Here is a 14,550-nt window from a genome sequence, read left to right on the forward strand (position 1 = left end):
ACTCGGCTAAATTGTACTGTGCGCCGCTAGCCGCGAGGCGCGTCAATTGCGACCTTGCCGCTCTCCAGCACGTGGACGCGGCCGTCGGCGAGCATCTGAACAACCTCGGGATACAGCACGTGCTCAATCGCGTGGATGTGCTCCTCGAGCGTGTCGACATCCCAACCTTCCTCGACAGCCAGCGCGCGCTGGGCGATGATGGGGCCGTTGTCGTAGATCTCGTTGGCAAAGTGCACGGTCACACCGGTTACCTTGACGCCGCGCGCAAAGGCATCGTCGATCGCATGCGCGCCGGTAAAGCTCGGCAGCAGTGCCGGATGCAAGTTGACCACGCGGTTGGGAAACGCCGCCAGCAGCGGCGTGTGCACCATGCGCATGTAACCGGCCATGACCACATATTCGCAGCCGCGCTCGAGCAGCTCGTGCGCGATGATCTCGTCGGCGGCGATGGGGTCGGCATAGACATCCTTGGACAGCGTGAGCGTCTGGATGCCCGCGCGCTCAGCGCGCTGCAAACCCTTAGCCGAAGGACGGCTCGACACCACAAGCTCAATCGAAGCGTTGAGCTTGCCGGCGGCGATCAGATCGATCAGCGCCTGCAGGTTGGTACCCGAACCGCTGATGAGCACACCGATCTTGAGCGGCTCGGCCGTATCGGTGCCGGTCGGACGGGTGTAGGGCACAAAGCCCAGGCCCTCGGCAGCAGCCATCTGCTCGTTAGCGCTCATCGGAGTACACGACCTTACCGGAGCCCTCGACGCACTCGCCCACGCGGAACGGCTTCTCGCCCAGCGCGACCAGGGCCTCGGTCACCGCGGCCTCGTCCTCGGGAGCGACGATCAGGCACAGGCCGACGCCCATGTTGAAGGTCTTGCATGCCTCGTTGGGCGCGAGCTCGGCCTGGCGCGACACGTAGGTGATGACGGGAGGAACGTCCCAGCCCATCTCGGCACCGTTGCGGGTGACCACGGCGTCGACGTCGTCGGCGAGCGCGCGGTTGAGGTTCTCGGTAATACCGCCGCCAGTGATGTGGGCAATGGCGTGCACCGGAGCGCCGCCGCGCAGCAGCTCCAGAATCGGCTTGACGTAGATGCGCGTGGGAGCCAGCAGGGCGTCTGCCAGCGAAGCACCGCCGAGCTCCTCGAGCGGACGGCTCAGCTCCTCCGCCTTAGCGGCGGCCTCGGGCGTGCCCGGCTTAATGCCGTCGACGCCGATGACCTTGCGCACGAGCGAGTAGCCGTTGGAGTGCACGCCGGTGGAAGGCAGGCCCAGGATCACATCGCCCGGGCGGACGTTTGCGGGGTCGAGCATCTTGGGACGGTCGACGACGCCCACGGTAAAGCCGGCAAGGTCGTAGTCGGCCGGAGCCATGACGCCGGGGTGCTCGGCCATCTCACCGCCCACGAGCGCGCAGCCCGCGAGCTTACAGCCATCGGCCACGCCCTTGATGATCTTTGCCATGTGCTCGGCCTCGATGTGGCCGATGGCAACGTAGTCCAGGAAGAACAGCGGCTCGGCGCCCGAAGCCAGAATGTCGTTGACGCACATAGCGACCAGGTCCTGGCCCACCGTCTCGTGGCGATCCATGATCTGGGCGAGCACGAGCTTGGTGCCCACGCCGTCGGTACCGCTAATCAGAATCGGGTCTTCCATATCCTTAAGCGCGGCAGCCGAGAACAGGCCACCGAAGCCGCCGATGCCGCCGATAACCTCGGGGCGATTGGTGTCCTTGACCATCTGCTTAATCGCGTCGACGGCGCGGCCGCCCTCGGCGGTATCGACGCCGGCATCCTCATACGTCACATGCTTGCTGTCGCTCATCTGAGCCTTCCTCTCCCACTACCGTCCGCCGCCCGGGCGCCAAACGGTGCTCATAGTTGCGTTCATTTCGGCGCGCGCCATAACAACGCGCGCCGTCATATCAACAAAACAGCAGGTAAAACCTACCAAAATAAACCTGTCCCTACATGGCAGGCTTTAGGCCTCGCCGTGCTCCTCTTCCCAGCTGCGGTCGTCGTATTTCTCGACCACGGCGTCGTCATCAAAGTGCAGCGGCTTGTCCAGGTTGCGGGGCTTAAAGCCCTCCATGAACTTGTCGCGGCCAAAACTCTCGGGAATCGCCACGGGGTAGCGGCCGGTAAAGCACGCATCGCAGTAACCGCCCTTGGGCATGACCTTAAGCAGGCCCTCGACCGAAAGGAAGGCCAGCGAATCGGCGCCGATATACTCGCAAATCTCGTCGACCGTCTTGTTGGCGCTGATAAGCTGCGACTGCACGTCGGTATCGATACCGTAGAAGCACGGCCAGATAACCTCGGGTGAGTTGATGCGGATATGAATCTCCTTGGCGCCGGCGTTGCGTAGCATCTTGACGAGCTGCACCATGGTGGTGCCGCGCACGATGGAGTCGTCGATGACGACCAGGCGCTTGCCCTCGATGTTGTCGCGCAGCGGGTTGAGTTTCATACGCACGCCCATGGCGCGCAGCTCCTGCGTGGGTTCGATAAACGTACGGCCCACGTAGCGGTTCTTGATAAGGCCCTCGCCAAAGGGAATACCGCTCTCGTGCGAATAACCCTCCGCGGGCGGCAGGCCGGAATCGGGCACGCCGATGACCAGGTCGGCCTCGACGGGCTCCTCGTGTGCCAGCTGACGACCCATGTCATAACGGCAGGCGTAGACGCTCTTGCCGTTCATGATGGAGTCGGGGCGAGCGAAGTAGACCTGCTCAAAGATGCAGTTAGCAGGCTCTTCGGCGGCAGGCACGCCCTGCTCGGACACAAGGCCCTCGGCGCTGATGCGCAAGATCTCGCCGGGACGGACGTCACGAACATACTCGGCGCCCACAATGTCGAGCGCGCACGTCTCGGAAGCAACGACCCAGCCGCCGGCGCGGGTGACATGGGTGGTGGCGTCGACCGTCGCGGCGCCGTCCTGCGACGGCAGCTGCGAAACGGATGCGGCATCGGCTTGGTCCAGACCCTCGTCCACCAGCTTGCCCAGCACGAGCGGGCGAATGCCGTGCGGATCGCGGAATGCGTAGAGCGCCTGCTCGTTGATGAGTGTCATGGCGTAGCCGCCGCGCACGAGCTCCATGGTCTTGCGAATGCCCTCGCGCAGATGGCCTGTACGCTGAGTAAAGTAGCCGATGAGTTTGGTCGCGACCTCAGAATCCGAGTTGGAGAGGAACGGCACGCCCAGCTCGATCAGCTGGCGGCGCAGCTCGTCGGTGTTGACGAGGGTGCCGTTGTGCGCGAGCGCGATAATGACGCTATTGATGGTAGAGAGGTGCGGCTGAGAGGCTTCCCAGCTCTTGGCGCCGGCGGTGCCGTAGCGCACGTGACCCACGGCCAGCTGACCGGAGAGCGTCGACAAGTCGGCATTGGAGAACACACGGTCGAGCAGGCCCAGATCCTTGCGGACCATAACCGTACCGCCGTCACCAACGGCGATTCCCGCCGATTCTTGGCCGCGGTGCTGCAGTGCACGCAGGCCAAAGTACGTCAGTCGAGCCACGTCGCGATCGGGCGCCCAGACACCAAAAACGCCGCATTCCTCATGCAGCTGGTCGGAGTCCGGATCATACGTCGACATGGCGTTCACCTGTCCCGCGGCACGCTCGGCCGCGCGGATGGTTTCTTGAGACATGGCATCCCCTCAGAGCCTCGTATTTTGGCGTTACCCGCCTTATTATACGCACGGCGCGACGCGCTCCCCAGCGCATGAGCAGCGCTTTTTAAAAGCCCACCGAGCTAATAATCCGTTTTGCGGCCAAACATTTATTTGGCTACACGACATGGACGCCAGTGCCGCGCCGCGCCCACCGTTGAGGGTTGCATTGTTGCAATTGGGACGTTCGTCCTGTCTTTTGGCAGGTCGGCGGCGTATCCTTGTAACCTAGGACAAAGCGAGAAAGGTTCTGTATGGATCGAAACGAACTCGACCCCAGCGTCCCCAGCGCCACGGAGGTCAAGAAGATTCCCCTCATCATCAAGGTGTACGCCGTCCTGTGCATCCTGTCCGGCGTGGGCACACTCCCGTCAGTCGCCGCCTTTATGTGGCAGGTCATCACCGCGCTCATCAACGGCAACGCCGCCGAAAAGCTCGGCGACAATATGCTGGTCTCGGTTGGACTCATCGTCGCCGGCATCATGCTCTCTGCGGCAAGTGCCGTCATCCTGATCATCTTTGGCCTGGACCTTATCAAAAACCAGCGCCGCAACGCCGCCCGCCTGTCCTACATCCTTATTGCATTCACCGTCGTCGAGCTTTTGGTCGACGTGATGCTCCAGGGTATCGGTCTCTTTTTGCTACGCCCCGCCATCCAGCTCGGCATCCTCATCGCGCTTTCAGCCACCGTCGATCCCACGCTTCGCCAGGAGCGCGAATTACAGCGCCGCCTGCAGGAGATGCTCGACCGCGACGCCGCCGCCGAGGGCATGCTCGGCCGCGATGAAACCGGCGAGGGCTACATCAAGCTCAACTACTTCAATCTGTTCTGGGTATTCCTCGTCTGCTGCGTGCTCGGCCTGATCGCCGAGGACATCTGGCACATGACGGTCGACGATCCGGGCGTCTACCAGGATCGCGCCGGCATGCTGTTCGGTCCCTTCAGCCCCATCTATGGCTTTGGCGCCGTACTCATGACCATGGTGCTCAACCGCTTCTATAAAAAGAACCCCATCATCATTTTCCTGGTAAGCGCTGTACTCGGCGCGAGCTTTGAGGTGTTCGTGGGCTGGTTTATGCAGACCTCATTTGGCGTGGTCTCGTGGAGCTACTCGCATATGAAGCTCTTTGGCATGCCCGACCCACTCGCCGTCCTTACGGGCGGACGCACCTGCACGGGCTTTGCTTGCCTGTGGGGCCTGGGCGGACTCATCTGGATCAAGCTGCTGCTGCCCAGATTGCTCAAACTCATCAACATGATTCCGTGGAAGAGTCGCTACTCGGCTACCGTCATCTTTACCGTCATTATGCTGGTCGACGGCGTCATGACGCTGCAGTCGCTCGACTACTGGTACCAGCGCGTCAACGGCACGGAGCCGGATATTCCCGTCGCGCAGTTCTACGGCAAGTATTTTGATAACGACTACATGGAGAACCGCTTCCAGAGTATGACCATGAGCCCCAAGGATGCGACGCGCGTGTAGCGTCCAGCGCGCCCAAAACGCAACATGCCCGCCGGTATCACACGTACCGGCGGGCATTTTTTGTAAACGAGCCTTCTATCGACGCGAAGCCTATGCCTCGCGCTCGACCTCGCTCACGCATTCATTTTTAATGGTACCGACAAGCGCCTGCAGCGCATCGACCACGTGCGGGCGAATGTCCCCGCCGATGAGCACGAGCATGATGTCGTCGCCCACGGCAAGCTCGCCGCTCGCCAGCCACACGCGCACGTAGCCGATACCCGGCATCGCGCGCGTTGCCTCGATAGCGGCCTGCACCTTGTCAGCATCGTAGCCAAACACCATGCCGCCCACCTTATGCCCAGGCGCCACGCCATCGGTCTCGACCCCGCGCACCTCGGACTTAGGCGTCGCGCGCACCGCACCGTTATGCGTCAGGTACATGCCGCACCCGGACGCCGAAGCATCGGCCTTGGCCTCGCGCAGCCAAGCATCAACAGAAGGCATCGATTTGCCACTCTCAAGCATTGTTTCTCCCCTTGCCGCATTCAGTAGCTAATTTACTCCTCGACCGGTGTGAGCACCATGACGGCACGTGTGTTGCTCAGCGACAGCGAACGGCAGGTCACGAGCGTTACGACCTTGGTTGCCGAAGCAGCACGATCTGTCGCGTCACTCGCCGCGGCCGAGGCGCCATCGAGCATCTCGGACAGATAATTCGTCAGCCCATCATCGCCCTCAAAGTTGGGTGTACGCGCCTTGGCATACGTATCCTCGACCACCTTGGTCGCCAGCGGGCGCAGCTTATACGTTGCGTCGCGCGTGATGTAGTACACGTATTCCATGCTGTCGAACGTCGCCTGATCGGTCGTGTCCGAAATCACGTTGAACATCGACCCGTCGTTCATGTGATGGCCGTAAATCGTGGTCTGCTGATCCACCATGCCCGGCGCGGTATCGTCGCTATCCAAGAAGATGGCACCCGACGCATTGGCGGTGCCGTCGAACAGCGTATTGAGGTACTTGGAGTTGTTGTTGGTCTGCACCACGGGGTAGTTGATGTTGGTGCCGGGTGCGTAAATCCAGCCCACAACCTCGGGATTTGTCTGAGCGAGCGCATTGAAGTCGATAATCGGCACGCCACTGGCGTCTTTGTCGCTCACATATTGCTTTTCGATCTTTTGATACGACTCACTCGCCTGCTTGTAGCCAATCTGTGCATTGATAAAGATGGCAGCGGCGGCAACAATCAGACCGATGCCGATGATGATGAGCAAGATGGGGATGACGGAGTGGCGCTTTTTGCGCGGCGGCTCGGCGTAATCCGACGGCGCGGCGTGCGACGAAGACCGGGGCGGCTTCTTGGCCGTGCTGTATGACGAGGGGCGATACGCGGCAGGTGTATCCTGTCGGCGATGCGTCGCCGGCGTCACGGGGCGCGGCGCACGCGGCTGCTGAGGAGAGGATGTCCGGCCCTGCTGCGCCGCATGGGCAGCGTCTGGCTTCGACGGATCGGGAATCTGAGAAGCCGAAAAACGTTTTCCCTGATAGTCGGACATGGCTCTCCTTATGCTGCAAATAGGATGGCGGGGCGCCTAGGCGTCGGCCATCTCCTGCTTCATCTTCTCGATAACCTTGCGGTACTCGGGGTCGCAGGCGCCCAGGATCTGCGTGGCGTAAATGGCAGCGTTCTTGGCACCGTTGATGGCCACACAGGCAACGGGCACGCCCGAAGGCATCTGCACCATCGACAGTAGCGAGTCCATACCACCCAGATCGCTCGTCTCCATAGGCACGCCGATAACCGGCAGCGGCGTAAACGCAGCCACGACACCGCCCAGGTGAGCAGCCTTGCCGGCGGCAGCGATAATCACCTTGATGCCGCGGTCGGCAGCAGTCGAGGCCCACTCATGGACCTTCGCCGGCGTGCGGTGCGCGCTTGCAATCACGAGCTCATAGGGCACGCCCAGCGCCTCGAGCTCGGCGGTGCAACCTTCCATAACGCCCAGATCGGACTTGGAGCCCATGATGATCCCGACAACCGGCTTCTGATCTGCCATAAACAAAGACCTCCTGTTGAGAGCGGTGACGCGGCGGATCCGCGACCCTTAACTACTGAGAGTAGTATAGCTGCTCCCGTCCCTGCGGTCTGCGTGGTGCTTTGCGGGCGGGCCAGGCTTTATCTTCACTCCGGTTGCTTCGCAAAGTCGTTCAGATAGAGCCTGGCCCGCCCGCGAAGCGCCCTGCGACCTACCGGATATTGCCATGACGTACGTTGGCTGAAATAATAAAGCAATGCCCGCCGTCCTTGACGGAGCGGCGGGCACGTTTGCTTAGTTGTCGCTGGGACTACTTAGCCTTGCTGCGACGATGGAAGAAAGCGCCGATCGCGGCGATGATGGCGCCAAGACCACCGACGGCCGCGACGGTCGCCGCCGTCTGGTCGCCGGTATTGGGGATCGCCGAACCGCTCTTCTTGCTGCCCTGGGCCTTGTCGCCTGCGGGCTTGCCCGCCTGGTTGCCGCCGTTTGAGTCATTGCCGGAACCCTGGTTGCCCGAGCCGCCCTGGTTGCCGGAATCGGCATCCTTGAGGCTCTCAATGGCCAGCTTGAGCTGGTCATAGGCCGCCTGGAGCTGGATGTCGGAAGCATTCTCATCACCCAAGACGTCCTCGGCGTAGGTAATGGCATCCGTCAGGGCCTTGACAGACTCGTCCGTCTTGCCCCTGGTGTCAGTCTCCTTCGCCTGCTTGACCAAGGCCTTGAGCTGCTTCTTGGTCGGGTTCTCGACCGGGGTCACCGGAGTCTTCTCAAGCGCGTCGCGAGCACTCTCGAGTGCCTTGAGTGCCTGGTCGACCTCGTCCTGCGTGGCGTTCTCGTCGTTCAGGATGGCGCGGGCGCTCGCCAAGGCGTTCTGGAACGCGGTCCAGGAAGCCTCGGTGTAGTCGCTGGCCTTAAGGTCGCCGGCTGCAACCTCGGCATCAACCTTTTCAATCGCGGCAGTGAGGTCGTCCTTCGCCACCGGATTGGGAACGGCCGTACCGTAGAACTTGAGCTCCGCCATGCTGCAGTAGGCGTCAACGCTGCCACCGCCGGCGTGGAGCACCTTGACGGTCACGTAGCGACCGCGCGCGGCACCAAAGCTCATCTGCTTCCAGTCGCCACGGTCGGTGAGCACGCGGCCGTCGTTGTCGAAGGTAAACGTACCCATCGACGTGGCGGTGCCCATCTCATAACCGTCGGCGGTGTCGGAAACCAGCACCTCGGCCTCAAAGATATCGCCGTTCGTGCCGCCGTCCTGGCGCGGCAGGAACGTGACGTCGGTGAGATCGTAGTCGCGGCCCAGGTCGACGGTCAGGTACTGGGGCATACCGGCCTTATAGGCCCAGTCGCTGTGCCAGAGCGTCTGCTCATCGCCGTCAAGAGCGTTGACGGCGTTGCTGCCCTCATAGTCGGCCTCGCTCGAGAAGCCGGTCACCTTGACGTTCTCGCGGTTCTCGGGCGTGTTGATGAGGCTCTTCTCATCGACGGGGCGCATCTTGAGGCCGTCGATTGCCTTCTCGATCTTGGCCGTGGCGTCTGCGACATCCTTCTTGCTATAGCTGCCCTGGCCGCCATCGAGGAGCTTCTGAGCCGCCTCGACCGCAGCGGTGAGGGCTGCATAGGAATCCTTGGTGTAGACGGACTCGCTGTAGCCCGCGGCCTTGGAAAGCGCTGCCATGAGCGCAGAGGTGTCGACACCAGCCTTGACCTCGACCTCATAGGATGCGGTCTTGGAGGGATCGAGCACCGACGCCACCGTGATCGTTGCCTTGCCGGCCTTGTTGGCGCGCAGGTAGTAGCTCACGCTATCGCCGGCCTGGACAGCGGAGACGCTCACCACAGAAGGATCGGAGCTCTCGACCGTCACATAGGGGTAGCCGGCGCTCTCGGGCGTGGCCTTGGCGTCGACGAGCGTCACATCGCCCTCGAAGAACTCGGTCTGGTTCTTGCCCAGTTCGACACCCTCGATGGCCTCGACACCCTGTGTGTAGTTGAAGTTGATCTCGCGCAGCGTGAGCATCTGGTCACCCGATGCCTCAAGCGGCGTGATCTCGACCTTGGTCGCCTTCTTGCCCTTGTTCTCGGCAGAGAGGCCAAAGGCGTAGCGAGCCTGATAGGAATCAAAGCTTCCGCCCGAGAACTCCTGGGTCGAGCCGTCCTCGAACGTCACGACGGACTTAATCTTCTGCACGGTGCCGTTGCCACCGTTGCGGTTAACGACCTCGACGCTATCGAGTTTCGACGGCGTCTTGAAGGCGAACGTCATCGTGGCGGGCAGCTTGACGTAGGTCGGCATCTTGCCGTCGATCCAGTTGGGCCCATAGTTCCACAGGAACTCGAAGTCGTTGCCGCCCTCATTGTTGTCGAACAGTCCGTCATAGCTCTTCTGCTGGATGAGCTTCTCGACGTTGGTGCCGTCGTCGGTGGGGAGCTCGTCGTTGGTCATCGTGATGTCAAAGGCGTCGCGGCCGTACTCGGACTTGGTGGGCTGCGGGACACCGGGCATCGTCACGGTGCCATCACTCACGAACTCGAGCGCGTCGCACGCCGGGCCGACGAGCCAAGACGTCGAGGGCAGCTCGACCTTGCCGGCCGTCTTAGCCTTGAGTTTAAAGCTCGCGACCACACCAGTACTGTTGAAGAGCTTGGCGTCGCCGCGGTTGGCGAAGGCCAGGTTGATGGTCTGGTGGCCATCCGTGAACTGCACTTTCTCGCGCGAGAGGTTCTCCATGCCCGCCGTCGACGCATCCTGCGCGATGCTCTCGGAGACATACTCGAACTGGTCGCTGTTGAAGTTGACGAGCGCACCGAGCGCGTTGATGTTCTCGGCGTCGGTGGCGTAGACGTCGACCGTGATCTCGTCGCCGGCCTCGACCTCCATCTTGCTCGGGATCACCGCGAGGGTGCCAGCAGCCTTGCCCTTTTGCTTAGTGCCGCCGTCGAGCGCCGCCATGGTGAAGGAGTAGTCGTACACGTCGTAGACGCCGTTGCCGTTGAGGTCGGCGAAGTGGGCGCGGATCTGGGAGTCGAACGTCGAGGTGTCGGGCTCGCGGTTCTCAAGACCCAGGTAATTCTTCATGTTGGAGTAGTCGCCGTCGGAGACCGTGGCCTTGTTGAGGTTGGAGCCCACAGCGAAGCCGTCCGTGCCGTCGGTCTTGTAGATGGCGATCTCGGAGGCGGAGAAGAAGTTGCCCACGGACGCGAGCGGCGTCATACGCACGTAGCGCGCGGCCACGGCGCCGTCGAACGCCACCGTCTTGCAAGCGGCGGAGCGCTCCCAGTCGACCTCCTGCGTCGTCCAATGCACGCCGTCGAGGCTCGTCTCGATGCGCATCTTGGTCACAGTGCCGTTACCGGCATCATCGCGCGGATAGTACTCGAGCTTGTCGAGCTTGTAAGCGCGACCGTAGTCAACGGTAAGCGCCTTGCCCAGATCGTTGCCACCGGAGTGGAAACCGCCGTCGCCCGACTGGAACTCATGGTCGAAGGCGAGTTCGGCCTTATGGCTACCGTAGAGCGAGCCCTCCCAAGTGATTTCCTCGGCCTCAGGCACGTTCCGCCACGGGTCGAGCGCAGAGTTCGCCTCAAGCACGTCGCTCCATGCGGAGTAGCCATCGGCGTTGCGCGAACGAATCTGGTAGGTATGCTTGCTGTTGTAGGCAAGATCGGTATGCGTGAATTCTGCCGCATCGCCCACGGCGAACACAGTGCCGTCTACCTTAAGGTCGTAGGAGGTAGCACCATCGACCTTCCCCCAGGTGAGCTTAATGCTCGTGGGGGTCGTGGCGTCCTCGGGGGCAGCAAGGTTCGCGGGTGCGGAGAGGTTCTCGTTGAAGCGGTCGGCCGCGAGCGTGGCATCGGCGTTCACGAAATCGCCCAGTTCGAGCGTCTGCGCTGCCGTGGCGACATCGGTCTTCGCGAACTTGACGTAGACCTTGGGATTCGTGGTGATCTTGGTGTTGTTGAAGCTCTCGCCCTGCTCGGCCTCGGTGCTGCCTGCGTCGCTACCGTAGTGGTTGAGGTTGGGGGTCTCGTTGTAGAAGTAGACCGCCTGGCCGGCCTCGGGGGTCGCGGCGTCAAAGGCCTCCTGCGAGTCGACCTCAACCACGTTGAGCGCGGATCCGCCGTTCTTGGCGGAGACGCTCGTGGGCTTGGCGGAGACGTTGGCCACAAAGGTCGTGGTGCGGTTGGAGTCGTAGCCGCTGTAGCCGCCCTGCGATGCCTCGGCGGTAAAGGTCGCCGTGCCGCCCACCACGCTCGACTTATAGACGGTGCTCACATGCTCACCGTAGGAAATATTGTCGATTGTGCCGTAGGAATCGTCCTCGGTCGTGTTGTTCTCGATGGAGGAGCCGTCATCCTCGTACTGCGTAAAGCTGCCCTCACCCTCGGTGGCGAAGAACTCGACGATACGCTGGCTGCGATTGGTGCCCTTGGTGTTGGTCTCGGTCACAGCCTCGGGGTTGTTGTTCTCGGCGTACATCGGCACGATGGCGTTGGCCTTAACAAAGAGTGGCAGCTTCCAAAGCGGAGCCTCGTAGTTGTTGAGGACCTGACCGCCGCGGTACTGCTTGCCCGAGAAGTAGTCAATCCAGATGGTGGGATTCTCGTCGGTACCGTAGTTGGGCAGGTAGATACCGTTGCGGACATCGTTGCCGTTCTCATCTGCCTGGGTATCCTGATACACCGGTGCCACCAGGAAGTTCTCACCGAACATGTACTGGTACTGCGTCGAGGTGCTTGCGGCGTACTCGGAGTTGTCGGAAAGCAGCATGGCGCGGATCATGGGAAGGCCGGTATCGCCGTTGCCCGTGTCGATGTTGGCCGCCGAGGCCGCGCTCGTGTAGATATAGGGCATGAGTTGTGCTTTGAGCTTGAGATAGAAGCGCGAGATGCCCGTGTATGGATCGCCGTGCGTCATGGGCGACTTGCGGTAGGTGCCCCAACCGTCCATGTCAAGCATAGAGGGCGTGAATGTCTTCCACTGGTAGTCGCGAGCGGAGATGATGGGATCGCCACCAAAGATGCCGTCCATATCGGAGCCGATGTTGGGGTTGCCCGAGAGGCTCTGGCCGATATACGTGGGGATATGGAAGCGAATGTACTCCCAGTTACCGCCGTACTGGTCGCCGGTCCAGATGCCGCCAAAGCGCTGCGTGCCGGCCCAGCCGTCAAGCGTGATGATGTTGGGGCGCTTGTTGGCGCCGGTGGTCACGGTGTCATAGGCCGTCTTGATGCCGTTGAGGCCAAAGGAGTAGCCGGAGCCGACCCAAGCGACGTCGGTCTTGAGCGTGGTGATGCCACCAGTCTTAACCTCAGAATCGAAATCGCGCAGCAGATGCCACGGGGTCTCGGAGTTGCTATCGGGCTCGAGGTTCGACTGGGTCCAGAGACCGGTGCTCACGCCCTTGGAGTTGGCATACTCGGTGAACTTCTTAAGATTGTCGACGTTGGCGCGCACGGCGTTGAGGCGCTCGGCAGAACTCGTTCCGTCGGAGTTGACGCCGCCGGTCTTGTAGTAACCGTTCTGGCCGTAGCCAGCACCGTAACCGTCGTTCGGCAGGAACCAGCCGAGCGGCATGTCGTTGTCCTCGTAGTCATCGATAACCTGCCGGGCGGAGAACTGGCGGTCGAAATCGGTCGCCTTCATGTTCTCGGTATCAACCGTAGGGCCATCACCGTTGAGCGTCTCGGCCGCAAGCGTGCCGTCGAGCTTGTAGCCCGTCGACATGCCGGACTCGTATTTAACGTCGCCCTTCTCACTCGAGGACTTGCTGCCCTTGGTCTCCCACTTCTTTTGACCCGAGGTCGTTGACCAGCCATCACGGTTATAGGCATTAAGATGACCCAGGTAGAAACCGTACTCGGGCAGCAGCACCGGATTGCCGGTCACCTTGTAGTAGTCCTGCAGCATCTCGGTTGCCACGTTCGAGGCGCCCTCGTTGGTCGCCACGAAGTAATAGGCATCAAACTCATTCTCGCTGTGCAAAGTCGTGACCGTCGATGAGTCCGTGGAACCGAAGTCGTAGGAACCCTCTGCAAACGTGTTTCGGAGCACGCCGTAGCCGTCGCTCGTCCAATAGAACGGGTTGGGCGAGGCAACGCCGCCATCGGTCCAGTTGTTAGTGTTGGAGATGGCGATGGTCTGGTTGGTGTGCAGGAAGCGGCCGTTCTGGGTGCCGCCGCCAAAGAAGTTCTCGGACTTCTCCTTGGCGAGCGTCTGGACGGTACCCTTCTTATCAAGGTCGAGGGGCGCAGACTCAGAAACCACGCCACGGTCGCCTGACTTGATACTCATCTTGCCAGTCGCCTTGTCCAGGATCACGGTCGCCTTTCCGCCGGTGATCTCGATAGTGTCGCCCTTGTCGGCAACCGTCGCACTCGGCTTGCTGTAGGTGTCCGAGGTATCGGGCTGAGCCTGGATCTTAGCCGTGTGGGACTTACTGCGCGGCGTGGCGTACTCGGAAAACTCACCCTTGGGGTCGACGTTATAACGGAAAATACCGTCCTCGAGGAACGTAATACGGCCCTTGATGCCGTCAGCGAAATCGATGTCGACGACGTTCGAGGCAGACTGAGACACGGTCGCTGAGTCGACACCCTTGAGTGGCGTGGCAATCGCCTGCTGGGGATTGGCAAACACAAGCGTCGCTGCAGTGGCAACGAGGACCGCGCTTCCCTTCACCCACCGTTTCGTAAAAATGGAATTCCTACACACCTGGACTCCTTTCCTCCGACATGCGGAAGTGTCGCGGACGCACGCCCTGCAGCATGGCGCACGCATCAAACGGGAGGGGTGTTCGGTACATTCCGTGCAGTGGGCACACCCGTTACCAAGTGGTCAACTGGTAGTAACCAGATATCCACCTATTAGGTTGATTCAGCATACAGGAGCAGTTGCGCAACCAAGTTCGGAATTCTCCCAGTGGTATTAAAATGAGCGTCAATGGCAAAGTGGGCTTAATAAGCCACACCAATTGGTTCTTCTCCCAAATATCAATTAAGCAAAAACGTACTGTTTATCTGGTATTACACAGACCATACCTTTCCCTCGGGAACTGGACTTCGCGAAGTTTCCCGAAGAAAAGGCTCAGCCGCCACCCTGCGACCTACCGGGGATTGCTATGACATACGTTGGCTGATTTGGTTTGAATAGAAAGGTTGACAGAGGGTGGTGGGCAGTTAGTTCAGATTTGTATTTTTTTGGCAGTGGCTTTTGCTTAATCATCTCGGTTTTTGAGTCACTGGGACCCAGCGATAAGCCTTTTCCGCCCTTGAGTAAGCATATCTGCCTCATTAGGGGGTGCGGACAGAAAGTTGGACCGCGGGGCGGTCCGGACTGGAGGTTCGCATGTACAGCAGGGAGAAGGTCGAGC

8 protein-coding genes are annotated in these 14,550 nt (G+C 61.1%); 1 reads left to right on the forward strand and 7 read right to left on the reverse strand.

Annotated elements, in window-relative coordinates:
* Window positions 1-26: 26 nt before the first annotated feature.
* From purN to ABHR63_RS05140, 3 genes are all read right to left on the reverse strand, one after another.
* Window positions 27-728 carry a phosphoribosylglycinamide formyltransferase gene (gene purN, locus ABHR63_RS05130; RefSeq protein WP_055285383.1) on the reverse strand — a complete coding sequence of 234 codons (702 nt, stop codon included), beginning with the start codon at window positions 726-728 and terminating at the stop codon, window positions 27-29.
* Entirely contained in the window at window positions 718-1,821 is a 1,104-nt protein-coding gene (gene purM, locus ABHR63_RS05135) for a phosphoribosylformylglycinamidine cyclo-ligase (protein WP_117655823.1), read from the reverse strand. The genes purN and purM overlap by 11 nt, the downstream gene beginning before the upstream one ends.
* 156 nt (window positions 1,822-1,977) lie before the next feature.
* On the reverse strand, window positions 1,978-3,648 hold the full coding sequence (locus ABHR63_RS05140) for an amidophosphoribosyltransferase (protein WP_148331751.1): 1,671 nt from the start codon (window positions 3,646-3,648) through the stop codon (window positions 1,978-1,980).
* A gap of 275 nt (window positions 3,649-3,923) precedes the next feature.
* Between ABHR63_RS05140 and ABHR63_RS05145 the strand changes: the two genes are divergently transcribed.
* Window positions 3,924-5,153, forward strand: coding sequence for a putative ABC transporter permease (locus tag ABHR63_RS05145; RefSeq protein ID WP_117716194.1), 1,230 nt, complete (start codon window positions 3,924-3,926; stop codon window positions 5,151-5,153).
* A gap of 90 nt (window positions 5,154-5,243) precedes the next feature.
* Here ABHR63_RS05145 and ABHR63_RS05150 read toward each other — a convergent pair whose 3' ends face one another.
* The 4 genes from ABHR63_RS05150 to ABHR63_RS05165 all read right to left on the reverse strand — a co-directional run bounded on the left by ABHR63_RS05150 (window position 5,244) and on the right by ABHR63_RS05165 (window position 13,859).
* Window positions 5,244-5,660: a molybdenum cofactor biosynthesis protein MoaE gene (locus ABHR63_RS05150; protein WP_346964959.1), complete on the reverse strand. Its 417-nt coding sequence runs from the start codon at window positions 5,658-5,660 to the stop codon at window positions 5,244-5,246.
* Between the two features lie 32 nt (window positions 5,661-5,692).
* Window positions 5,693-6,691 carry a class B sortase gene (locus ABHR63_RS05155; RefSeq protein ID WP_346964958.1) on the reverse strand — a complete coding sequence of 333 codons (999 nt, stop codon included), beginning with the start codon at window positions 6,689-6,691 and terminating at the stop codon, window positions 5,693-5,695.
* 36 nt (window positions 6,692-6,727) lie between these two features.
* Window positions 6,728-7,192 (reverse strand): 5-(carboxyamino)imidazole ribonucleotide mutase, encoded by a 465-nt coding sequence (gene purE, locus ABHR63_RS05160; RefSeq protein ID WP_346964957.1) that lies wholly within the window; start codon window positions 7,190-7,192, stop codon window positions 6,728-6,730.
* 289 nt (window positions 7,193-7,481) lie between these two features.
* Window positions 7,482-13,859, reverse strand: a complete 6,378-nt coding sequence (locus ABHR63_RS05165) for a discoidin domain-containing protein (protein ID WP_346964956.1) — start codon at window positions 13,857-13,859, stop codon at window positions 7,482-7,484.
* Between the last annotated feature and the right edge of the window lie 691 nt (window positions 13,860-14,550).

Source organism: Collinsella aerofaciens, from assembly GCF_039752775.1.
Classification (GTDB): Bacteria; Actinomycetota; Coriobacteriia; order Coriobacteriales; family Coriobacteriaceae; genus Collinsella; species Collinsella aerofaciens_R.

Coding starts and splice junctions, on each gene's coding strand:
- ABHR63_RS05150 (WP_346964959.1), bottom strand. CDS start 5,660: ATGCTTGAGAGTGGCAAATCGATGCCTTCTGTTGATGCTTGGCTGCGC.
- ABHR63_RS05145 (WP_117716194.1), top strand. CDS start 3,924: ATGGATCGAAACGAACTCGACCCCAGCGTCCCCAGCGCCACGGAGGTC.
- purE (WP_346964957.1), bottom strand. CDS start 7,192: ATGGCAGATCAGAAGCCGGTTGTCGGGATCATCATGGGCTCCAAGTCC.
- purM (WP_117655823.1), bottom strand. CDS start 1,821: ATGAGCGACAGCAAGCATGTGACGTATGAGGATGCCGGCGTCGATACC.
- purN (WP_055285383.1), bottom strand. CDS start 728: ATGAGCGCTAACGAGCAGATGGCTGCTGCCGAGGGCCTGGGCTTTGTG.
- ABHR63_RS05140 (WP_148331751.1), bottom strand. CDS start 3,648: ATGTCTCAAGAAACCATCCGCGCGGCCGAGCGTGCCGCGGGACAGGTG.
- ABHR63_RS05155 (WP_346964958.1), bottom strand. CDS start 6,691: ATGTCCGACTATCAGGGAAAACGTTTTTCGGCTTCTCAGATTCCCGAT.